The 22,423-nt window shown below is 66.2% G+C and carries 19 protein-coding genes; all 19 read left to right on the top strand.

Features of this window, described 5'->3' with window-relative positions; translation table 11 throughout:
• Window positions 1-102: 102 nt before the first annotated feature.
• The 19 genes from J1M81_RS12930 to J1M81_RS12840 all read left to right on the top strand — a co-directional run bounded on the left by J1M81_RS12930 (window position 103) and on the right by J1M81_RS12840 (window position 22,386).
• Entirely contained in the window at window positions 103-1,704 is a 1,602-nt protein-coding gene (locus J1M81_RS12930; RefSeq protein WP_027497348.1) for a UDP-N-acetylmuramoyl-L-alanyl-D-glutamate--2,6-diaminopimelate ligase, read from the top strand.
• A complete protein-coding gene (gene murF, locus J1M81_RS12925) occupies window positions 1,701-3,224 on the top strand; it encodes a UDP-N-acetylmuramoyl-tripeptide--D-alanyl-D-alanine ligase (RefSeq protein WP_206498152.1) in 1,524 nt (507 codons plus the stop codon). The genes J1M81_RS12930 and murF overlap by 4 nt, the downstream gene beginning before the upstream one ends.
• Window positions 3,221-4,306, top strand: a complete 1,086-nt coding sequence (gene mraY / locus J1M81_RS12920; RefSeq protein WP_032374350.1) for a phospho-N-acetylmuramoyl-pentapeptide-transferase — start codon at window positions 3,221-3,223, stop codon at window positions 4,304-4,306. Before murF ends, mraY begins: the two co-directional genes overlap by 4 nt.
• A 3-nt stretch (window positions 4,307-4,309) precedes the next feature.
• The gene (gene murD, locus J1M81_RS12915) at window positions 4,310-5,770 is read left to right on the top strand and encodes a UDP-N-acetylmuramoyl-L-alanine--D-glutamate ligase (protein WP_032399979.1); all 1,461 of its coding nucleotides are present in this window, start codon (window positions 4,310-4,312) and stop codon (window positions 5,768-5,770) included.
• Entirely contained in the window at window positions 5,767-7,347 is a 1,581-nt protein-coding gene (gene ftsW, locus J1M81_RS12910) for a putative lipid II flippase FtsW (RefSeq protein WP_204847477.1), read from the top strand. Before murD ends, ftsW begins: the two co-directional genes overlap by 4 nt.
• Complete coding sequence (gene murG, locus J1M81_RS12905) at window positions 7,344-8,486, top strand: undecaprenyldiphospho-muramoylpentapeptide beta-N-acetylglucosaminyltransferase (protein ID WP_206498151.1); 1,143 nt, start codon at window positions 7,344-7,346, stop codon at window positions 8,484-8,486. Before ftsW ends, murG begins: the two co-directional genes overlap by 4 nt.
• 65 nt (window positions 8,487-8,551) lie before the next feature.
• A complete protein-coding gene (gene murC, locus J1M81_RS12900; protein WP_045841252.1) occupies window positions 8,552-10,054 on the top strand; it encodes a UDP-N-acetylmuramate--L-alanine ligase in 1,503 nt (500 codons plus the stop codon).
• A 122-nt stretch (window positions 10,055-10,176) separates the two neighbouring features.
• Window positions 10,177-10,845 (top strand): cell division protein FtsQ/DivIB, encoded by a 669-nt coding sequence (locus J1M81_RS12895; protein ID WP_230595323.1) that lies wholly within the window; start codon window positions 10,177-10,179, stop codon window positions 10,843-10,845.
• 175 nt (window positions 10,846-11,020) lie between these two features.
• A complete protein-coding gene (gene ftsZ / locus J1M81_RS12890) occupies window positions 11,021-12,295 on the top strand; it encodes a cell division protein FtsZ (protein ID WP_032374348.1) in 1,275 nt (424 codons plus the stop codon).
• Window positions 12,292-13,053, top strand: a complete 762-nt coding sequence (gene pgeF / locus J1M81_RS12885) for a peptidoglycan editing factor PgeF (RefSeq protein WP_045841251.1) — start codon at window positions 12,292-12,294, stop codon at window positions 13,051-13,053. Before ftsZ ends, pgeF begins: the two co-directional genes overlap by 4 nt.
• Entirely contained in the window at window positions 13,050-13,787 is a 738-nt protein-coding gene (locus tag J1M81_RS12880) for a YggS family pyridoxal phosphate-dependent enzyme (RefSeq protein ID WP_032374347.1), read from the top strand. The genes pgeF and J1M81_RS12880 overlap by 4 nt, the downstream gene beginning before the upstream one ends.
• An 81-nt stretch (window positions 13,788-13,868) precedes the next feature.
• Window positions 13,869-14,519, top strand: a complete 651-nt coding sequence (locus J1M81_RS12875) for a cell division protein SepF (protein WP_027497339.1) — start codon at window positions 13,869-13,871, stop codon at window positions 14,517-14,519.
• An 82-nt stretch (window positions 14,520-14,601) separates the two neighbouring features.
• Window positions 14,602-14,889: a YggT family protein gene (locus J1M81_RS12870; protein WP_027497338.1), complete on the top strand. Its 288-nt coding sequence runs from the start codon at window positions 14,602-14,604 to the stop codon at window positions 14,887-14,889.
• Window positions 14,890-15,049: 160 nt separating this feature from the next.
• Complete coding sequence (locus J1M81_RS12865) at window positions 15,050-15,904, top strand: DivIVA domain-containing protein (protein ID WP_027497337.1); 855 nt, start codon at window positions 15,050-15,052, stop codon at window positions 15,902-15,904.
• A 77-nt stretch (window positions 15,905-15,981) separates the two neighbouring features.
• Window positions 15,982-16,158 carry a hypothetical protein gene (locus tag J1M81_RS12860; protein ID WP_027497336.1) on the top strand — a complete coding sequence of 59 codons (177 nt, stop codon included), beginning with the start codon at window positions 15,982-15,984 and terminating at the stop codon, window positions 16,156-16,158.
• Window positions 16,159-16,498: 340 nt separating this feature from the next.
• Entirely contained in the window at window positions 16,499-19,636 is a 3,138-nt protein-coding gene (ileS, locus tag J1M81_RS12855; RefSeq protein ID WP_032400054.1) for an isoleucine--tRNA ligase, read from the top strand.
• A gap of 10 nt (window positions 19,637-19,646) precedes the next feature.
• The gene (locus J1M81_RS12850; protein ID WP_196250991.1) at window positions 19,647-20,339 is read left to right on the top strand and encodes a peptide deformylase; all 693 of its coding nucleotides are present in this window, start codon (window positions 19,647-19,649) and stop codon (window positions 20,337-20,339) included.
• Window positions 20,340-20,341: 2 nt separating this feature from the next.
• The gene (locus J1M81_RS12845) at window positions 20,342-21,703 is read left to right on the top strand and encodes a DNA polymerase IV (RefSeq protein ID WP_052061424.1); all 1,362 of its coding nucleotides are present in this window, start codon (window positions 20,342-20,344) and stop codon (window positions 21,701-21,703) included.
• A gap of 197 nt (window positions 21,704-21,900) precedes the next feature.
• Entirely contained in the window at window positions 21,901-22,386 is a 486-nt protein-coding gene (locus J1M81_RS12840) for a hypothetical protein (RefSeq protein ID WP_174557287.1), read from the top strand.
• The last annotated feature ends 37 nt before the right edge of the window (window positions 22,387-22,423 follow it).

Genomic DNA, 22,423 nt, shown 5'->3' with positions numbered 1-22,423 from the left:
GGTAATCTGACACATCGGCTCGAGGCGTGTTCGTCGATCAGCCACCGCAGCGTGTTCGAGCTGACGCAGTGTGCGGTGGCAGTACAGAGGAAGGGAGCAGGAGTGACTGTGTCATCGGATTCACAACCCGCTCCGGGGTCTCGGCCGGCGAATCCGCCGCACACCGACGTATCCGACGTGGCGTCCGCTGTCGGTGCAACGATCGAGTGGGGACACCTCGACGGAGTGCAGGTCACCGGAATCGATCTGCGAGCGCAGTCCGTTCGTCCCGGCGATCTCTTCGCCGCGCTACCCGGATCCGCTCGGCACGGAGCCGAGTTCACCGCCGACGCGATCGAGCGGGGTGCAGCGGCGGTCTTCACCGACCCATCCGGTGCCGACATCGTCCGCCGCGTCCTCGCCACCGCCGATCGCCAGGTTCCTGTCCTCGTGCACGACCGACCACGCCAGGTGCTCGGAACCGTGTCCGCCCTCGTGTACGGCAATCCGTCGTCGAAGATGACGGTCGTCGGAATCACCGGCACGTCGGGCAAGACGACGACCGCGTACCTCGTGGAGGCCGGCCTGACAACCGCAGGCCGCCGCTGCGGACTGATCGGCACGATCGAGACCCGCGTAGTGGGCCGGCACGTACCGAGCGCTCTCACCACCCCCGAGGCTCCGCAGTTGCACGCGCTCTTCGCCGTCATGGTCGAGGCCGGAGTCGACACCGTGGTGATGGAAGTGTCCTCCCATGCGTTGTCCCTCGGCCGAGTCGACGGCACCGACTTCGCGGTCGGCGCGTTCACCAACCTGTCCCAGGATCATCTCGACTTCCACGACTCGCTCGAGGACTACTTTCTGGCCAAGAGCCGGCTGTTCGGGGTCGATTCGCCGGTACGGGCAGACACAGCGGTCGTGTGCGTCGACGATGCCTGGGGCGTGCGGATGGCCGATATCGCCCGGTCGGCAGGATCCACGGTCGTCACGGTGTCCACCGGTGCCGACTCGCAGTGGACCGTCTCCGAGTGGGCCAAGCACGACGACGGAACGCAGTCGTTCACCGTTGCCGATCCGAACGGAACGTCGTTGCCGGTGTCGGTGCGTCTGCCGGGTCGCTACAACGTCGCCAACGCCGTGCTCGCGCTCGCGACCTGCGAAGCGGCAGGCGTGGATGCCGCGACGGCGGCGCCCGGAATCGCGACCGTCGACGTGCCCGGTCGAGTGCAACGAATCGATCGCGGCCAGGACTTCCTCGCGGTGGTCGACTACGCCCACAAGCCTGCTGCGGTCGAAGCGGTGCTGGCGACTCTGCGAGAGTCGTCCCGTGGACGTATCGCCGTCGTGTTGGGTGCCGGCGGGGATCGAGACACCGCCAAGCGCCCTCTGATGGGCGCGGCCGGAGCGCGCGGTGCCGATCTGCTCGTGGTGACCGACGACAATCCGCGCAGTGAGGATCCGGCAGCGATACGGCATGCCGTCGAAGACGGTGCACTGTCGGTGCCCGACGACGCTCGTGGCGAAGTACGAAATGTCGAAGGCCGCGCAGCGGCGATAGAACAAGCCGTGGCGTGGGCACGTGAGGGGGACGTTGTGTTGATCGCAGGTAAAGGACACGAGACGGGCCAGGAGGTGGCGGGGGTGAAGTATCCGTTCGACGACCGAGTGGTACTCGCATCGGCCATCGACGCACGACTGGTCACCACGAGCGCAGGCGCACGGTGATACCGCTCTCGATCGCTCGCATCGCCGAGATCGTCGGCGGCGAACTGCACGACGTGGCGGACCCGACGGTGCTGGTCGCCGGGCCGGTGGAGTTCGACTCACGCAAGGTCACACCCGGCAGTGTCTTTCTCGCCCTGCCCGGTGCCAAGGTGGACGGCCACGAGCACGCGGCCGACGCCGTGGCCGCAGGCGCTGCTGTCGTTCTCGCGGCGCGTCCGGTAGGCGTCCCGGCTGTCGTCGTTCGGCCGGCACCGCACTCGAGCCGTGCGATGGCACTCGAACACGACCCGGAGGGGGCCGGCGCTGCGGTGCTGACCGCGCTCGGTGCGTTGGCCCGGGAATCGGTGCTCGAACTGACCGCGCGCCACGACCTGACCGTGGTGGGCGTGACGGGGTCGTCGGGCAAGACGTCGACGAAGGATCTCATCTCGGCGGTGCTGCGTCCGCTCGGATCCGTGGTGGCCCCACCCGGATCGTTCAACAACGAACTCGGGCATCCATGGACTGCTCTGCGGGCCGACGCCGATACCGACTTCCTCGCCCTCGAGCTGTCCGCCCGGGGAATCGGCCACATCGCCGAGCTCGCCAGGCTTGCGCCGCCGCGGATCGGGGTGGTCCTCAACGTCGGAACCGCGCACCTCGGCGAGTTCGGTTCACGTGCCGCCATCGCGTTGGCCAAGGGCGAATTGGTCGAGGCACTGCCCGCTGCCGCGGACGGCGGCGTGGCGATCCTCAACATCGACGATCGGCTCGTCGCCGAGATGGCGACACGCACGAAGGCGGCCGTCGTCACGGTCGGACTCAACGCGGACGCCGACGTCCGGGCTGTCGACGTCGTGGTCGACACCGATGCGCGGGCGTCGTTCACGCTCATATGTGCGGCAGGCACGGCGCACATCACCCTGGCGGTGCACGGTGAACATCAGGTGGGCAACGCCCTGGCTGCCGCGGCCGTCGCGCTCGAGTGCGGGGCCGGCGTGGCCCAGGTTGCCGAAGCGCTCTCGACCGCGGTACCCACCTCGATCCGCCGGATGGACGTATGCACCCGCGCGGACGGGGTCACCGTCATCAACGACTCGTACAACGCGAATCCCGATTCGATGCGGGCCGCCCTCAAGGCGCTGGTGTCGATGTCGCGGCGTGATGACGGGCCGAAGCGGCGCAGTTGGGCGGTGCTGGGGGAGATGGGCGAGCTAGGCGGCGAATCGGTGGTGGAGCACGATGCGATCGGTCGGCTCGCCGTCCGCCTGGACGTCGATCGGTTGATCATCGTCGATTCGGGTCGGCCCACGCGTGCGCTGCATCAGGGCGCCGTCATGGAAGGGTCCTGGGGCGAGGAATCGATGCTCGTACCCGACCGCGAGACCGCCATCGCCGTGCTCGAGGACGAGGTTCGCGCCGGCGACATCGTTCTGGTCAAGGCCTCGCAGTCGGGCGCGATGTGGACCGTTGCCGACGCCCTGTTGGCCGAACCGTCGGCCGACGCCCTGTTGGCCGAACCGTCGGAGGGCGAGCAGTGAGACAGATCCTGTTCGCCGGAGGGATCGCACTTGCAGTCGCAATTCTGCTGACTCCCGTGCTCATCAAGACCTTCTCGAAACAGGGCTTCGGCCAGGAGATCCGGGTCGAGGGCCCGGCGAGCCATCAGTCCAAGCGCGGTACTCCCACCATGGGCGGCGTGGCGATCCTGGTCGGGATCTGGGCCGGCTACTGGGGCTCGCACCTGATCGGCATCGGATACGACGCCGAGGGGCCGTCGGCCTCGGCGCTACTCGTACTCGGCCTGACCACCGTGCTCGGCCTCGTCGGATTTCTCGACGACTTCATCAAGATTCGTAAACAGCGCAACCTCGGTCTGAACGCCACCGGCAAGTACGTCGGCCAGATCACCGCGGCGGTGCTGTTCGCCATCCTGGTCCTGCAATTTCGCAGCGACGACGGATTGACTCCGGGCAGCACTCAACTGTCGTATGTGCGCGACATCGCAACGTGGTCGATGTCGGCTGCTGTCTTCGTGTTCTTCGTCTGTCTGCTGGTGATCGCGTGGTCCAACTCGGTCAATCTCACCGACGGCCTCGACGGCCTGGCGGCCGGGTCCATGACATTGGTCCTCGGGGCGTACACCGTCATCACCTTCTGGCAGTACCGGCAGGCGTGTGCAGGGCCGGCCGGTCCTGCGCCGGGTTGCTACGACGTACGCGACCCTCTCGACCTGGCCCTGGTGTGCGCATCGGCGGCCGGTGCCTGCATCGGTTTCCTGTGGTGGAACGCCGCGCCCGCCAAGATCTTCATGGGCGATACCGGATCCCTCGCTCTGGGCGGCCTGATCGCAGGACTGTCCGTGGTCACCAAGACCGAACTGATCATGGTGGTCATCGGCGCGTTGTTCGTCGCCGAAGCGGCGTCGGTCGTCATCCAGGTCGCAGTGTTCCGGTCGAGTCGGCGACGCGTGTTCCGAATGGCCCCGTTCCATCACCACTTCGAGTTGGCCGGTTGGGCCGAGACCACGGTCATCATCAGGTTCTGGTTGCTCGCCGCGATCGCCTCGGCCGTCGGCTTGGCACTGTTCTACAGCGAATACCTCGCGGCTGTGGGCGGCTAGGCGATGACCGAAGCCTCAACCGATCTGTCCTGGTTGCGCGGTAGTTCGGTGCTGGTCACCGGTGCGCGCATCTCCGGGCTGGCCGTCGTACGCCCACTGCTGGACCTCGGCGCACTCGTGACCGTCACCGACTCGAACCGAGCTGCGCTCGACGAGGCGTCGGCGCTCGGTGCTGCCGTAGTGGTTCAGGACGATCTGCTCGCCGATTCGAACGCGATCGCGGCCTTTGCGCTCGTCGTCACCAGTCCCGGGTTCCGGCCGGACTCTCCGGTGCTGGCTGCGGCCGCCGACCACGGCGTCCCGGTGTGGGGCGACGTGGAGTTCTCGTGGCATCTCGACCGCGCCGAGGTGTACGGCCCGCGAGCTCGCTGGCTGGTGGTCACCGGCACGAACGGTAAGACGACCACCACCTCGATGCTCGCGTCGATCCTCGTCGCTGCCGGAATCGACTCCGTCGCCTGCGGAAACATCGGCCTCCCCATCGCCGACGCGTTGCGCGGTACCCCGCATCCCCGTGTCCTCGCGGTCGAGCTGTCGTCCTTCCAGTTGTTCTGGGCACCGTCGGTTCGTCCCGCGGCGGGGGTGGTGCTCAACATTGCCGAGGATCATTTGGATTGGCACGGGGGCATGGACGGGTACGTCCAGGCCAAGGCGCGCGCGTTGAGCGGGGACGTCGGGGTCGTCGGACTCGACGATGCGGTGGCGGCCGGTCTGCGGGCGGGGGCACCTGCTGAGACGGTCGTCGGTTTCCGGCTGGACGAACCCGCCGCGGGCGAGTTGGGAGTGCGGGCGGGAATGCTCGTCGACCGTGCGTTCGGGGACAACGTCGAGTTGCTCCGGGCCGACGAGGTGGAACCGAGTGGCCCGTCCGGTGTGCTCGACGCGTTGGCCGCGGCTGCGTTGGCGCGATCGATCGGTGTCGACGCCGAGGCCGTCCGAAACGGTTTGCGGACGTACCGGGTGGGACCGCATCGGGCCGCAGTGGTGCGTGAACTCGCTGGGGTGACGTTCGTCGACGATTCCAAGGCGACGAATCCGCATGCCGCGCGCTCGTCGATCCTCGCGCACGATCGGGTCGTGTGGATCGCGGGCGGGTTGTTGAAGGGTGCGGTGATCGACGATCTGGTCGTCGAAATCGCCGATCGGCTCGTGGCTGCGGTGGTGTTGGGCCGCGATGGGATGCAGATCGCAGAGGCTTTGGCGCGACACGCCCCCGATGTTCCGGTCGTCAGGCTCCCTTCGGGAGACGATGCTGGTGTGACTCATGAGGCTGAAGATGCAGATGCGGTGATGCGAGCGGCCGTCGACCACGCTGCGGGGTTCGCCGCCTCCGGCGATACCGTCCTGCTGGCCCCCGCGGCTGCGTCGTTGGACATGTTCGTCGATTACGGTCACCGCGGCCGAAGCTTCGCCGAGTCCGTCGAGCGCCTCGACATCGCCGCCCTCGGATCGCCGCGATCGTGACCACCGCAGCTCGACCGGCGCGTCCACCTCGTCGCACCACCACGCCGCGCACCCGAATCGGACTGTGGTTCGGTCGGCCGCTGGCGTCGTTCCACCTCATCGTCACGATCGCGGTGCTGCTCACCGTGCTCGGACTGGTGATGGTGCTGTCCGCGTCGTCGGCCGAATCGTTCGCAGCCGACGAGTCCGGCTACGCGCTGTTCACGCAACAGCTGATCGGTGTCGCATTGGGTGTGGTCGCGTTCTATGCGGCGCTTCGACTGCCGGTGCGATACCTGCGCAAATTGTCGTTCCCGCTCTTCCTGGTCTCGATCACGATGTTGATGCTGGTGTTGATCCCCGGTATCGGTGCCGAGCGTCAGGGCGCACGGCGTTGGTTCGACTTCGGTGTCGTCTCGTTCCAGCCGTCCGAGCTGGCGAAGGTCGCGTTGGTTCTGTGGGGAGCGCACCTGCTGGCCTCCCGTCGCAGCGAGCACGGCAACATCAAGTCACTGCTGGTGCCGTTGCTGCCTGCGGGCCTGCTCATGTGTCTGCTCGTCGTGCTCCAGCCCAACCTCAGTACCGCGATCGCCCTGGGCATCATTCTCGTCGCACTGCTGTGGTTCGCCGGCCTCAACGCCCGGCTGTTCGGAGCAGTCCTGGTGACCGGTTTGGCTCTGGCGACCGTGCTCGCGTTCACCGCCGGCTACCGCTCGAACCGCGTCAAGGCCTGGCTCAACCCGGGGGAGGACACCCAGGGTCTGTCGTATCAGTCCACCCAGGCCAAGTACTCCTTGGCCGACGGCGGACTCTTCGGTCGCGGATTGGGACAGAGTCGCGCGAAATGGAGCTACCTCCCCAACGCGCACAACGACTTCATCTTCGCGATCATCGGCGAGGAGCTCGGCATGATCGGCTGCCTTGCCGTCATCGGATTGTTCGGTCTCTTCGTCTACACCGGCCTACGCATCGCGATGCGGTCGGTCGATCCGTTCCTGCGTCTGTTGACTGCAGGCGCAACGTGCTGGGTGTTCGGTCAGGCCATGATCAACATCGGCTATGTGGTCGGGCTGCTGCCGGTGACCGGTCTGCAGCTTCCGCTGGTGTCCTACGGCGGTACGTCCACGGCCATCACGCTGTTGATGTTCGGGATCATCGCCAGTGCGGCCCGACACGAACCGGAAGCCATCGCCGCACTGCACGCCGGGCAAGAGGGTCGTATCGCCCGAGCTCTGAGATTGCCGCTGCCTGCTGTCTTCTCACCGAAGCGGGCCGCGATGGCACGCTCCAAATCGACCCGTCCCACGTTGGCGGCGCAGGATCGCACACGTCTCGAGTCCCGCAAGAACAAGGACGGCCGCGGGGCACGGTCACCCGAGCCCGGACGTACCCGGGTGTCGAGTTCACGGGTGGACACGGCCGGCCCCAACGGGTCGGTCAGGAACGCACCCCGTGGCCACGCCCGCCGTGCCGAGCCCCAACGCCGAGACACCGGCAGCGGGTACGCCGCCGGACCTCGGTCGCCGTATCGGCCGCGTCCGGAACCGCAACCCGGTCGTCCGCCGGTCCGCTCGGGTGAGCGAGGATATCGACGGTGAAGCAGACATCGAGGCCGATATCCGTGGTGGTGGCCGGAGGCGGAACCGCCGGACACATCGAGCCCGCGCTCGCCGTGGCCGACGCCCTACGCGAGCTCGACCCCACCGTCACCGTCACGGCCCTCGGCAGCAGCCGGGGGCTCGAAACGACACTGGTACCCGCCCGCGGCTACGCGCTGGAACTGATACCGCCCGTGCCGCTGCCTCGCAAGCCCACTCTCGACCTGGTGAAGTTACCGGTTCAGGTCGCACGGTCGGTGCGTCGAACCCGGGAGATCTTCGCTGCGGTCGAGGCCGATGTACTGGTCGGCTTCGGCGGCTACGTCGCGCTTCCTGCGTATCTCGCTGCCCGCGGTCGTCTTCTCGGTCGCGGCGGCCGTATTCCGGTGATCATTCACGAGGCCAATGCCCGCGCCGGCATCGCGAACAAGGTCGGTGCACGCAGCGCCGAACGAGTCCTTGCCGCCGTCGCCGGATCTGGTATCTCTGCACCGGGGTCCGAGGATGCAGAAGTGATCGGAATTCCGGTGCGGCCCACCATCACCGGTCTCGATCGCGCAGCGATGCGGTCGCAGGCTCGCGCTCATTTCGGTCTGCCCGAACACGGGCCGGTGCTGCTGGTGTTCGGCGGTTCACAGGGCGCGCGTTCACTCAACGACGCAGTGTCCGGTGCCTCGGCCGCCCTTGCCGCCGCCGGCATCTCGGTTCTGCACGCACACGGTCCCAAGAACACACTGGACGCGGAGCAGAGCAATCCGGATGCTCCGTACGTCGCAGTGCCCTACATCGACCGGATGGACCTGGCCTACGCGGCGGCCGACCTCGCGATCTGCCGGTCCGGTGCCATGACGGTCGCCGAAGTCTCCGCGACCGGGCTTCCTGCCGTGTACGTGCCTCTACCGCACGGCAACGGTGAGCAGGAGCTCAATGCCCGTCCCGTCGTCGACGCCGGAGGTGGCATCCTGGTAGCCGACGCGACGCTGAGCGCGCAGTACGTGACCGACACGGTCGTCGCTTTGGTGGCCGACACCGAGCGCATCGCCGCGATGTCCCGTGCTGCGGCAGGAGCCGGTCACAAGGGTGCTGCGGCTGCCGTTGCGCAGATCGTGCTCGATACCGCGCACGCGGCGCGGCGCTGAACCGGGCGGCGACGAGAATGCCACAGAACGAGGGAGACGTCCGCGTGACAACTGAGGGTGCGGCGATGTCGGAGTTGCCGGCAGAGCTCGAACGGGTGCACATGGTGGGAATCGGCGGTGCCGGGATGTCCGGGATCGCACGCATTCTGCTGGCGCGCGGTGGTCAGGTGTCCGGATCGGATGCCAAGGAATCGCGCGGGGTGTTGGCGCTGCGAGCCCGCGGTGCGCTGGTGCGAATCGGGCACGATGCAAGCGCGCTGGACATGATCGACGGCGGCCCCACCGTGGTCGTGACGACCCACGCGGCCATACCCAAGACCAACCCCGAACTCGTCGAGGCTCGCGATCGCGGGATTCCGGTGGTGTTGCGGCCCGCCGTCCTCGCGTCGTTGATGGAGGGGTACCGCACCCTGCTGGTGTCGGGCACGCACGGCAAGACGTCGACCACATCGATGTTGGTCGTCGCACTGCAGCACTGTGGGTTCGACCCGTCGTTCGCCGTCGGCGGTGAGCTCAACGAGGCCGGCACCAACGCGCATCACGGCAGTGGCGACGTCTTCGTCGCCGAGGCGGACGAGAGTGACGGTTCGCTGTTGCAGTACTCCGCGAACGTGATCATCGTGACGAACATCGAGGCCGATCATCTCGATTTCTTCGGTACGACCGAGGCCTACGTGAAGGTGTTCGACGATTTCGCCGCGCTGCTGCACCCGGGCGGTGTGCTGGTGGCATGCATGGACGATCCGGGTTCGGCAGCTCTGGCCCGCCGCGTGGTCGAGAAGAATCTCCCCGGAGTGACGGTGCTCGGCTACGGGTCGTCCGACGTCGACGCCGGACCGGTCGAGATGGCCGTTCGCCTGTTGGCCTGGGAGCCCGAGGACATCGGCGGCGTCGCGCAGTTGCAGATCGCCGGTGAGGACTCTGCCCGCACGGTTCGGCTGGGAGTACCGGGACGGCACACCGCCCTCAACGCCCTGGCGGCGTTCGTGGCTGCCCGCCAGGTGGGCGCGGGGGTCGAGGAGTTGCTGGCCGGGCTGACCGGATTCGGGGGAGTGCACCGGCGGTTCCAGTTCACCGGACGCGAGCACGGAGTACGAGTGTTCGACGACTACGCCCATCACCCCACCGAGGTGCGGGCCGTGCTGACCGCTGCGCAGGCGTTGGTCGCGGGTCAAGCACTTCCGGGCGAGCGGGGGCGGGTCGTGGTGGTGTTCCAACCGCATCTGTACTCACGTACTGCGACGTTCGCCGAGGAATTCGGTACCGCACTGTCGTTGGCCGACGAGATCGTGGTGCTCGACGTCTACGGCGCTCGCGAGGAACCCCTGCCCGGTGTGACCGGGGCCTTGGTCGCAGCGTCGGTGACCAAACCGGTGAACTACCAACCGGATCTGTCGTTGGTCGCCAAGCAGGTGGCCAATCTCAGCCGTCCCGGCGACGTGGTGATCACGATGGGTGCGGGCGACGTGACCATGCTCGGCGGTCCCATTCTCGACGCCCTTCGTTCCAAAACCGATTTCGGTGCCACGACCGGCCGCGCGGTACCGAAGGATCGGCCGTCGACGTGACTCGTCGGTCCGATCGAGACCGCGCTTCCAGATCGGAACCCGTTGCCGGGCAGGGTGATTCGACGTCGTCGGTCACAGACAGGCAAGCTCGCGCGCAGGCCAGGGAAGAAGAGCGCGCTCGCGTGAAACGGTCACGCCGTCGCGCGGTGCTTGCCGTCGTGGCGGTTGTCGCAGTGATCGTCGGGTCGGCAGTACTGGTCTACTTCACGCCGCTGCTGTCGGTTCGGACGATCTCGGTCGTGGGAGCCTCGTCGGTGTCCGAACAGGAGATCCTCGACCGACTCGAGGTGCCGACCGGCCTGCCGCTGGTCCGTGTCGACGCCGCGGCCGCGGCCCAGCGTGTTGCGTCGATACCGGAGCTGGCATCGGTTCGGGTGCAACGGAAATACCCGTCCACCGTGCAGGTCACCGTCGAAGAACGTGTCCCGGTGGCGTTCGTCGATTCCCCCGACGGCGCTCACTTGCTCGATGCAACGGGCGTGGACTTCGCCGTCGCACCGCCTCCGCCCGGGGTGGTCCGACTGGTGACCGACAATCCTGTCTTCGGCGATCCGGTGACGAAAGATGCACTGACTGTGCTCGATTCGCTGCCGCCGCTGATCCGAGGTCAGGTCGGCGAAGTGCGCGCGAGCACGCTGTCCGACATCTCGATCCTCCTGTTGGACGGGCGGACCGTCGTGTGGGGGAACAAGGACAACTCCGAGCGCAAGGGGGCGGTGGCGATCGCGTTGCTGTCGCAACCGGGTCAGATTTTCGACGTGTCCAGTCCCGATCTTCCGACCACGAAATAGCAACGGGCCCGAAAGGCTCATATTTTCGGCGCGGCATCGGCGCGCCTAATGGCGATCGTGGCCGTCGGTGAATAGCGTTCCGATCAGTCGAGTACTTGACATAACTCTAAGCCTGTGGTTTAGGTTGAGGGTTTTCCACATTTTTCGAGCAACAATCCACGGAAGGCGAGAGCCCATGACGCCCCCGCACAACTACCTCGCCGTAATCAAGGTCGTCGGCATCGGCGGCGGCGGCGTGAACGCGGTCAACCGGATGATCGAACAGGGACTCAAGGGAGTCGAGTTCATCGCCGTCAACACCGACGCTCAGGCCTTGCTGATGAGTGACGCCGACGTCAAGCTCGACGTCGGCCGTGAGCTGACTCGCGGACTCGGTGCCGGGGCCGACCCCGAGGTGGGTCGCCGCGCAGCGGACGACCACAAGGACGAGATCGAAGAGGTCCTCAAGGGTGCCGACATGGTCTTCGTCACCGCAGGTGAGGGCGGCGGAACCGGCACCGGTGGCGCTCCCGTCGTCGCCAACATCGCGCGCAAGCTCGGCGCGCTGACCGTCGGCGTCGTGACGCGTCCGTTCTCCTTCGAGGGCAAGCGCCGTGGTGGCCAGGCCGACACCGGTATCCAGCAGCTGCGTGAATCCTGCGACACGCTCATCGTCATTCCCAACGATCGTCTGCTTCAGCTCGGCGACGCGGCCGTCAGCCTCATGGATGCGTTCCGCAGTGCCGACGAGGTCTTGCTCAACGGTGTGCAGGGCATCACCGATCTGATCACCACCCCCGGGCTGATCAACGTCGACTTCGCCGACGTCAAGGGCGTCATGTCCGGCGCAGGCAGTGCGCTGATGGGCATCGGTTCCTCCCGCGGTGAAGGCCGCGCGATCAAGGCCGCGGAATCCGCGATCAACTCGCCGCTGCTGGAAGCGTCCATGGAAGGTGCCCGCGGAGTGCTGCTCTCCATCGCGGGTGGCTCGGATCTCGGCCTGTTCGAGATCAACGAGGCCGCCTCGCTGGTCCAGGAAGCTGCGCACATCGACGCCAACATCATCTTCGGAACCGTCATCGACGACTCTCTCGGCGACGAGGTTCGTGTCACCGTCATCGCCGCCGGGTTCGACGGAGGAACGCCCACGCGTCGTCCGGTCGAGGCAGCGGCATCCACCCGCGGCCCGATCGGATCGGCACGCTCGGGTGAGGTCTCCTCACGCTCCAACGACAGCACCGAAGGCGCTGTGTTCCGCGACCCGGTCGGCGCACCCAGCGGATCGAGCCTGCCCCCGCTGAACTCGTCCAGTTCGTCGAACCGCGAATCGTCCAGCCGCGAGTCCGCAGCCGGTCACGGCCGGGATTCCGGCGGTCAGGGCCGTGAGTCGGTCGGATCCGGACGCCGCGTTCCCGTCGCCGAGGACGACGGCGAAGACGAGGTCGACGTGCCGTCCTTCATGCGGCGGTGAGTGACTCCTTTCGGGTCAGGCGGGTGTCGACGACGCGAGCAGGCGGCGTGTCGGCCCCGCCGTTCGACACCTTCAATCTCGGTGACCACGTAGGCGACGACCCGGCTGCTGTCGAGGCCAACCGTCGGCGCCTCGGTGACCGGTTGGGTATGGGCATCGAACGTATGGTGTTCATGGAACAGGTCCACGGCCGCACCGTCACGGTGGTGGACGGGCCGGTGTCCGAGCCCGTTCCCATGACCGATGCGTTGGTGACGACGCAGCGCAATCTCGCGCTCGTGGTGTTGACCGCCGACTGTGTCCCGGTATTGCTGTCCGACGAAGAGGCGGGCGTGATCGCCGCGGTACACGCCGGCCGCGTCGGTGCCCGCATCGGCATCATTCCTCGGGTACTTGCGTCGATGGTCGAGCTGGGCGCGGTCCCGGAGAGGATCGGGGCCTTCCTCGGCCCGGCGGCCAGTGGGCGTCAGTACGAGGTACCCGCACACATGCGTGCCGACGTCGACAAGCACCTTCCCGGAAGCGCGACGACGACGGTTCGGAACACCCCCGGTCTCGATATTCCGGCAGGTGTGCGCGCGCAGCTGATCGCCGCAGGACTGCACGGAGTGGCTCAGGATCCCCGGTGCACCATCGAGGATCGCACCCTGTTCAGCCATCGCCGGGAAGGTTCGACCGGCCGTATCGCGAGCGTCGTGTGGATGGATTCCGCATCCGCAGACGAGGTTCCCGACTCCGGCCAGGAGAGGATGTCGTGAGCGAGTCCACCGACCGAGCTGCCGAGATCGCCGCCGCGTTGGCGTCGGTACGCGAACGACTGGCGCGAGCATGTGCGGACGCAGGTCGTGAAGACTCGACCGTGACTCTGCTGCCGGTGACGAAGTTCTTCCCCGCGTCCGACGTTCGGATCCTGTACGAGCTGGGCTGCCGTGAGTTCGGCGAGTCCAGAGAGCAGGATGCGTCGCCCAAGGTGGCCGAGACCGCCGAAGAGTTCCGCGGTGATCCGCCGCGGTGGCACATGATCGGGCATCTCCAGCGAAACAAGGCGAAGTCCATCGCTGCGTGGGCGCACTCCATTCACTCGGTGGACAGTGCTCGATTGGTCACCGCGCTGTCCAAGGCCACCGAGACAGCACTCGACGACGGCGCTCGGACGACGCCGCTCGACGTCCTCGTTCAGGTCAGTCTCGACGGCGATGTCCACCGCGGCGGCGTCGAACGCGGGGACCTGTACGAGTTGGCCGACGCGGTGTCGACCGCACCCGGCTTGCGTCTGGCCGGACTCATGGCCGTACCTCCGTTGGACGCCGATGCGGACGCTGCGTTCGGTGATCTCGAGGTGCTGCATCAGCGACTTCTGCGTGATCATCCCGATGCCCGCGAGTTGTCGGCCGGCATGACGGGGGACCTGGAAGCTGCTGTGCGACACGGATCGACGTGCGTGCGTGTCGGTACCGCAATACTCGGTGCGCGGCCGATAGCCTCCCAATAACAGTCCACGGATCACATCAGTCACAACAGACACTTGCGAACCTGGAGATGGACAGTAGACACGGCCACGGAAGGCAGAACGATGAGCACCCTGCACAAGTTCAAGGCGTACTTCGGCATGGTTCCGCTCGCGGACTACGAGGACGACTACCTCGACGATCCGGACACCCGCCGCAGTCCCCGTGGTGGCCGTGACGGTTACGACGACATCGACGATCGTGACTTCGTCAAGCCGTCGTTCGGTGGCTCGCGGCACGCGCAGGCCGACGACGACTACGACGATTACGAGGCCCCTCGCCCCGCTGCGACGCTCGCTCCGATCGGTGGACGCGCACGCGGCACAGCAGGACCGTCGACCCGAGGCGCTGCCACCCGTGGCGCGCTGGCGATGGACACCCGCATGGACGTGCGGGCCGAGACGCGACGCAGCCCGATCGTCGACGACGGTGGCCCACTCTCGAAGATCACCACCCTGCGCCCGAGGGACTACAGCGAGGCGCGCACCATCGGTGAGCGTTTCCGTGACGGCACTCCGGTCATCATGGATCTCGTCGAAATGAGCAACGCCGACGCCAAGCGACTCGTCGACTTCGCTGCCGGATTGGCCTTCGCGCTCCGTGGATCGTTCGACAAGGTGGCCACGAAGGTGTTCCTGCTTTCGCCGGCCGATGTCGATGTATCCCCGCAGGAGCGCAGGCGAATCGCGGAAACCGGCTTCTACAGCCAGCAGTGATCGTTTCTCCCCTTGGGGCGGCAAGTCGGAGCTGTGACCAGCGCACTTTGCTCAGCCCGGCGAAGTCAGGCAGAGTATAGCCGTGATCGTGTTCACGGTGATCAACATCGTATTGTTTCTTTTTTGGCTCCTTCTCATCGGTCGAATCATCGTCGAGTTCATCAGGACTTTCGCGAGAGATTGGCAACCGACCGGGCTGGTCGTCATCCTTCTGGAGGCGATCTTCACGGTCACCGACCCGCCCGTGAAGTTCCTGCGCAGGATAATTCCGCCGCTCAACCTCGGTGGTGTGCGACTGGACCTGTCGATCATGGTCTTGCTGTTCGTCGTGTTCATCCTGTGGAATGTGACCAGCAGCCTCGCGGCCTGAGGCCGAAGATGGAATGTTAGAACTCGGGACCCAGCGCAAGCTGCGTGTCCCGTGTGACAGAATGGACGCCAGTTACAGTTTGATTGTTCTGCACTCGCGCGGAATGGCATATAACTGAATGCTTGCTCTACCGCCCCAAGACGCGTGAAGGGATCCTTCCATGCCGCTGACTCCAGCTGATGTGCACAACGTTGCGTTCAGCAAGCCGCCCATCGGTAAGCGCGGTTACAACGAAGACGAGGTCGACGCATTTCTCGACCTCGTCGAGCAAGAGTTGTCCCGACTGATCGAAGAAAACGCCGACCTGCGCCAGCGCGTCGGTGAGCTCGACCAGGAGCTTGCGGACGCCAAGAACTCTGCGCGCCAGAGCCCACAGTCGGCTCCGGTCGCCGCACCGAAAGCCGAGCCGCAGCGGCCGGTCGATCCCCCCAAGCCGCCACCGGTGGTTCAGCAGCCTGCGCCGGTCGCTCCCGTGGCCGCAGCACCGCAGCAGAGCGGCGACTCCAACATGCAGGCCGCGAAGATTCTCGGTCTCGCGCAGGAAATGGCGGACCGTCTCACCGGCGATGCGAAGACCGAGTCCGAGCAGCTGCTCGGCAATGCGCGCACCAACGCCGAACGTTTGGTGTCGGATGCCCGCGCTCGCTCGGAGTCGATGATGTCCGAAGCGCGGCAGAAGTCCGAGTCGCTGCTCACCGATGCACAGACTCGCTCCGAGACCCAGCTTCGCCAGGCCAAGGAGAAGGCCGACGCATTGCAGGCCGACGCCGAGCGCAAGCACACCGAGATCATGGCGACGATCAACCAGCAGCGGTCCGTGCTGGAAGGTCGCATCGAGCAGCTCAAGACGTTCGAGCGCGAATACCGGGTGCGCCTCAAGTCGTACCTCGAATCGCAGCTCGAAGAGCTCGAGAACCGTTCCTCGGCGCTGCCGGTGGACAACGGCCAGGACAACTTCAACCAGGACAACCAGACGTCCGGCTACAGCCAGTCGTACGCCAAGGGCAACAACTGACGCGATCGTTCTCCGACGCTGCCTCTTGGGGCAGCGTCGGGCTCGGTTGTAGCGTCGAGTGGTGAGCGAGGAATCCTGTGCTGATTCTGACCCTCGGCGCGGCGGCTGTCGGGTTCGGGTTCCTGGTGTTGGCCCTGATGACCGGATCGGTCGTCTGGGCCTGGGCCTGCATCGTGATCTGCATAGTCGGGGCGGTGCTGCTCCTGGTCGGGGCCCTGCTCGGGCGACGGCCACCGCCCGAGATCGACAGGTAGCATCTACGCGGTAGTGCATCAGGCGGCAGTACACCAGGCGGTAGTGCATCAGTTCGACGGTTGTCAGACGAAAGAACAATCAGGCATCGATCCGGCCATCACCGGGGAGCCTTCGGAAGAACGACAGTGACGATTCGGTCTGCAACGACCGAAATGGGCTGTTCAGTAGAACCGAACGGGTGAGCCCGTCACAGCTCGTGTGGAGAGGCTCGGTCCGACGGGTTCCATCGGTCCGAGCAAGCGGGGTGGTACCGCGGTACTCGGCGTCCCCATCGCCGAATGTCGTCCCCGTGCCAATCGATGTCGCGTCCTGTACGCGTCCGGCACGGAGGAGACAGATATGACAGATTCGAGCGCACGCACCGAGAACGCGTCGTACCCGCTGGTGGATCTGGCCGAAGGTCGATCGGGAAGCGTTCCGTTTCCCGATCTCGAGCGCATCGTGCTGCACGAATGGGCCGAGGACGGTACGTTCCGCGCCAGCATCGACAACCGCGCCGATGCCGAGGAATTCGTTTTCTACGACGGACCTCCGTTCGCCAACGGCTTGCCGCACTACGGCCATCTGCTCACCGGGTACGTCAAGGATCTCGTGCCCCGGTTCCAGACCATGCGCGGCAAGAAGGTCGAGCGTCGTTTCGGGTGGGACTGCCACGGCCTTCCCGCCGAATTGGAAGCGGAGAAGCAACTCGGCATCAAGGACAAGTCCGAGATCGACGAGATGGGCTTGGCGAAGTTCAACGCCTACTGCAAGCAATCGGTGTTGCAGTACACCGACGAGTGGCGGGATTACGTCACTCGGCAGGCGCGGTGGGTCGACTTCGACAACGACTACAAGACCCTCGACGTCGACTTCATGGAGTCCGTCATGTGGGCGTTCAAGACGCTCCACGACAAGGGCCTGATCTACCAGGGCTACCGAGTGCTGCCGTACAGCTGGTACGAGCAGACGCCGCTGTCCAACCAGGAGACCCGGCTCGACGACGCCTACAAGATGCGTCAGGATCCCGCGGTCACCGTCACCATGCCACTGACGGCACCGGGCACACCCCTGGACGGCGCGAACGCACTGATCTGGACCACCACTCCGTGGACTCTGCCGTCGAACCTCGCGATCGCGGTGCATCCGGAGGTGCACTACGTTCAGGTCCGCGGTGCCGACGGGGAGCGTTACGTGCTCGCCTCTGCCCGACTCGCGCACTATGCGAAGGAACTGGGGGAGGAGCCGGAGGTGCTCTCGGAGCACACCGGCGCGGAGTTGGTCGGCCTCGCCTACGCACCGCCCTACGACTTCTTCCTCGGCCACGAGAATGCGCATCGCGTTCTGGAGGCCGATTACGTCACCACCGACTCCGGCACCGGAATCGTCCATCTCGCACCGGCATTCGGTGAGGAGGACATGGACGTCGCCACCGCGAACGGTATCGAGGTCGTGCAACCGCTCGATGCGGGCGGCAAATTCACGTCGTTGGTGCCGCCCTACGAGGGCCTGATGGTGTTCGACGCCAATCCGGTGATCATCAAGGATCTCAAGGCCTCGGGCCGCTTGCTGCGGCACGAGACCATCGAGCACTCGTACCCGCACAGTTGGCGTAGTGGTCAGCCGCTGATCTACATGGCGGTTCCGTCGTGGTTCGTCGCGGTCACCAAGTTCCGCGATCGGATGGTCGAGCTCAACCAGGAGATCACCTGGGTGCCCGAGCACATCAAGGACGGTCAGTTCGGCAAGTGGCTCGAAGGTGCCCGCGACTGGAACATCAGCCGAAACCGGTACTGGGGCAGCCCGATCCCGGCCTGGACGTCCGACGACCCCGCCTACCCTCGTCTCGACGTGTACGGCAGCCTGGACGAACTCGAGCGTGACTTCGGTGTGCGTCCCACCGATCTGCATCGGCCGTACATCGACGACCTGACGCGTCCCAACCCGGACGACCCGACCGGCAAGTCGACCATGCGTCGCGTTCCCGAGGTGCTGGACTGCTGGTTCGAATCGGGCTCGATGCCGTATGCACAGGTGCACTTCCCGTTCGAGAACGAGGAGTGGTTCCAGACGCACAACCCGGGCGACTTCATCGTCGAATACAACGGTCAGACGCGCGGCTGGTTCTACACCCTGCACGTGCTCGCGACTGCTTTGTTCGACCGGCCTGCCTTCAAAACTGTTGCTGCCCATGGCATCGTGCTCGGTGACGACGGTCTGAAGATGAGTAAGTCGAAGGGGAACTACCCGGACGTCAAGGAGGTCTTCGACCGCGACGGCTCGGATGCCATGCGGTGGTTCCTGATGTCGTCGCCGATCCTGCGCGGTGGCAACCTGATCGTCACCGAGCAGGGCATCCGCGAGGGAGTCCGGCAGGCGCTGTTGCCGATCTGGAACGCGTGGAGTTTTCTGCAGCTCTACGCGTCGACGCCGGGGCAGTGGCGGACCGATTCTCCGCACGTTCTCGATCGGTACGTGCTGGCCAAACTGTCCGCCACGCGGGATGCGATCACCGATGCGCTCGAGGGCAAAGACATCGCCGGGGCGTGCGACGAACTGCGTACGTTCTGTGACGCATTGACCAATTGGTATGTGCGACGGTCGCGTTCACGCTTCTGGGGCGAGGACGCCGACGCGATCGACACCCTGCACACCGTGCTCGAAGTGCTCACCCGCATCGCCGCTCCGTTGTTGCCGTTGATCAGCGAGGTGGTCTGGCGCGGATTGACCGGTGGCCGATCGGTGCACCTGACGGATTGGCCGACGGCCGACGAGTTGCCGTCCGACCCGGAGCTGGTCGACAGCATGGACGAGGTTCGTACCGTGTGCTCCACGGTGCTCGGTCTGCGTAAGGCACAGAATCTGCGCGTGCGGCTGCCGCTGCCCGAGGTGACCGTCGCGGCCGCCGACGCCGAGCGGCTGCGTCCGTTCCTCGACATCATCGCCGACGAGGTCAACGTCAAGAAGGTGGATCTGACCGAAGACGTTGCCGTGCACGGCAAATTCGAGCTCGTCGTGAACGCACGCGCTGCCGGTCCGCGGATCGGTAAGGATGTCCAGAAGGTCATCAAGGCAGTCAAGGCCGGTGACTGGTCGGAAGATGCCGACGGTGTCGTGAGCGCCGCAGGCATCGCGTTGCTGCCCGAGGAGTACACCCGCAGACTCGTTGCCGCGGAGCCGGAATCGACGGCACCGCTGCCCGGGAACGCAGGACTCGTGGTGCTCGATTCGGCGGTCACCGAAGAGCTGGAGGCCGAGGGTTGGGCCAAGGACCGCATCCGTGAGCTGCAGGATGCGCGTCGTAGCCGCGGACTCGATGTGTCCGACCGTATCGACATCGTCGTCGAGGTACCCGAACATCGACGGGCGTGGCTGGACGCTCATCGGGATCTGATCGCGCGCGAAGTACTCGCGTTGTCGCTGGTCGACGGCTCGGTCGGCGACGACGGCAGCGATCTCGGTGAGGGAGTTCGGGCAGCGATCACGAAGTCGTCGTGACCGAGGGCATATGAGCGAGGGGCACCGGGTCGTCGTGACCGAGGAGGAGGTGGTCGATGCCGTGCACGAGCGTCTCTCCGAGGCTCGCGCCGGCGTCGTTCCCATCGTCGCCGCCGGCCATCCGGTGCTGCGTGCCCCGGCGCTGCGCTACACCGGTCAGCTCGAGCGTGATGTGTTGACGGAGTTGATCGAGGTGATGCGCGCGACGATGCACGACGCGCCCGGTGTCGGCCTTGCTGCACCGCAGATCGGAATTCCGTTGCAGATCGCGGTGATCGAGGATCTCTTCGATGTTGCGGAGGGCGTCGCCCTCGTCCGGGAGCGCACCCCGTTGTCGTTCCGAGCGTTGATCAATCCTCGGTACACCCCGGTAGGACGACGCACTGCCTCGTTCTACGAGGGCTGCCTCAGTGTGCCGGGGTATCAGGCCGTCGTCACTCGCGCCGCGGAAGTCCGGCTTCTGTGTTCCGACGAGACCGGCCGAGAGATCGACGAGGTGGTGCGTGGCTGGCCCGCACGGATCGTGGCCCACGAGAGCGATCACCTGGCCGGCACGCTGTACATCGATCGTGCGCACACACGGTCGCTGACCACGACCGAGCAGTACGCCGCACTGTGGTCCGATCCCGGACCGGAGCGGGCCGCACGTGTGCTCGGCTTCGGCGCCGACGCCCCGTTCGAGCCGCCCGACGGCCGTCGTTGACCATGCCCGACAGTGTCGATCGGACTCTGCGGAGCCGGCGTTGGGTGTTGCATCTGGACATGGACGCGTTCTTCGCGTCCGCCGAGCAGCTGACGCGGCCGACGCTGCGGGGTCGGCCGGTGTTGGTCGGCGGTGCAGGCGGCAGAGGCGTGGTGGCCGGGTGCAGCTATCAGGCCCGGGCGTTCGGGGCTCGTTCGGCGATGCCGATGCATCAGGCCCGTCGACTCGTCGGTGCGAGCGCAGTGGTCCTGCCGCCGCGCTTCCCGCTGTACTCGGAGCTGAGCAGACGTGCCTTCGAGGCGCTTCGGGTGCGCATGCCCGTGCTGGAACAGCTCTCGATCGACGAGGCCTTCGGCGAGCCGCTCGAGCTGGCGGGCGCGACGGTCGCCGAGGTCGAGCGCTTCTGTGCCGATCTGCGGGCGCTGGTACTGGCAGAGACCGGGCTCGTCGCCTCCATCGGTGCCGGGTCCGGGAAACAGATCGCCAAGATCGCGTCGGGTCTGGCCAAACCCGATGGAATCACGGTGGTAGCGCCCGGCATCCAGGCCGAGTTGATGGCCGATCTGCCGGTGCGCAAGTTGTGGGGGATCGGCCCTGTTGCCGGAGAACGGTTGCACCGCTTGGGGATCGACACCATCGGCAAGTTCGTGGCTACGCCCGAGTCGGAGGTGGCGTCGATTCTCGGCGCGACCATGGGCCCGAGCCTGCATCAGCTGGCGCGCGGCATCGACAACCGGGTGGTGGCCGAGCGGGCCGAGGCCAAGCAGGTCAGTGCCGAGACGACGTTCGCGAACGACCTGACGACTCTCGTTCAACTACGCCCGGCGATCGAGTCCATCGTCGAGTCGACTCATCGCCGGTTGCTGAAGGACGGCCGGGGGGCCCGCACGGTCGTGCTCAAGTTGCGTAAGTCCGACATGAGCATCATCACCAGATCGGCGACATTGCCCTACGCGACGGTGGACAAGCAGACGATCGTGGCCACTGCTCAGCGGTTGGCGGTCGATCCGGTGGATGTCGGACCGATCCGGCTCGTCGGTGTAGGGCTCGCCGGTCTGTCCGCGGTTCGGCAAGGATCGTTGTTCCCCGAACTCGAGTACGAGCCGGTTGCTCCGGTCCCGGACGAGCCGTTACCCGCGACGGAGGAGGCCGCGAATCTCGCCGTGGTCGAGGACGGTCCGCGGTGGCAACCGGGTATGGACGTTCGGCATGTTCGGTACGGTCACGGGTGGGTGCAGGGCGCGGGACACTCGGTGGTGACGGTCCGTTTCGAGACACGGACCACCGGTCCGGGAACGGCCCGCACCTTTGCAGAATCGGACACCGACCTGGTCGTGGCCGATGTTCTGGACAGCTTGGCGTGAGTTGTGGCGCGGCTGAGGAAACTCTGTGAGGTTTCACAGGTATGCCCTTCGCGTTGTGACTCGGGCGAGTCGAGCTGACATAGTGGACTCGGTCCGAGACGACCCCCATACAGACGACCGACGAGTCACAGAACGATCGATACGTGACTCAGAGTGAAAAGGACAAGCACTTGAAGCTTCGCAACACCCGACGGGCCATGGTTGCCGGTATCGCCATTGCCGGTGCACTGACGATGTCTGCCTGCAGCTCCGGTGGCGGCGACGAGCCGACTGCCACGACGACGACGGCTGCCACCACCACCGCCGCGCCACCCGCGGGCGGGGACTACCCGCCGGTGCCCACCGTCGAGCAGCTCAACACCGAGCTCAACCGCGGACTCGATCCCAACGTTCCGGTCGAGGAGAAGGCTGCTCTGATCCAGGGTGCGTCCGAGGATCCGGGTCTGATCAACCAGGTTGCCGCCGCTGCTGTGGCCAACAACGCACAGATCGAGATCACCAGCATCGACGATCTGGGCACCGGTGAGCTCAACGCCGGCATCACTATCACCCTCAACGGCCAGGCCAACCCCGGCACGTTCAAGTTCGTCCCCGAGGACGGTGTGTGGAAGCTCTCCAAGGAGAACGCCTGCGGCATCGTGTCTCTCGCGCAGCTGACCAGCCCGGCGTGCCCCGCACCCTGAGTCCTGCCGATCGTCTCTGACCAACCGCGAACTGCCG

This window comes from Rhodococcus sp. KRD175 (assembly GCF_017168275.1).
Lineage (GTDB): Bacteria > Actinomycetota > Actinomycetes > Mycobacteriales > Mycobacteriaceae > Rhodococcoides > Rhodococcoides fascians.
Note: the sequence above shows the minus strand (reverse complement) of the source record. Positions and strands in the feature narration are given on the sequence as shown.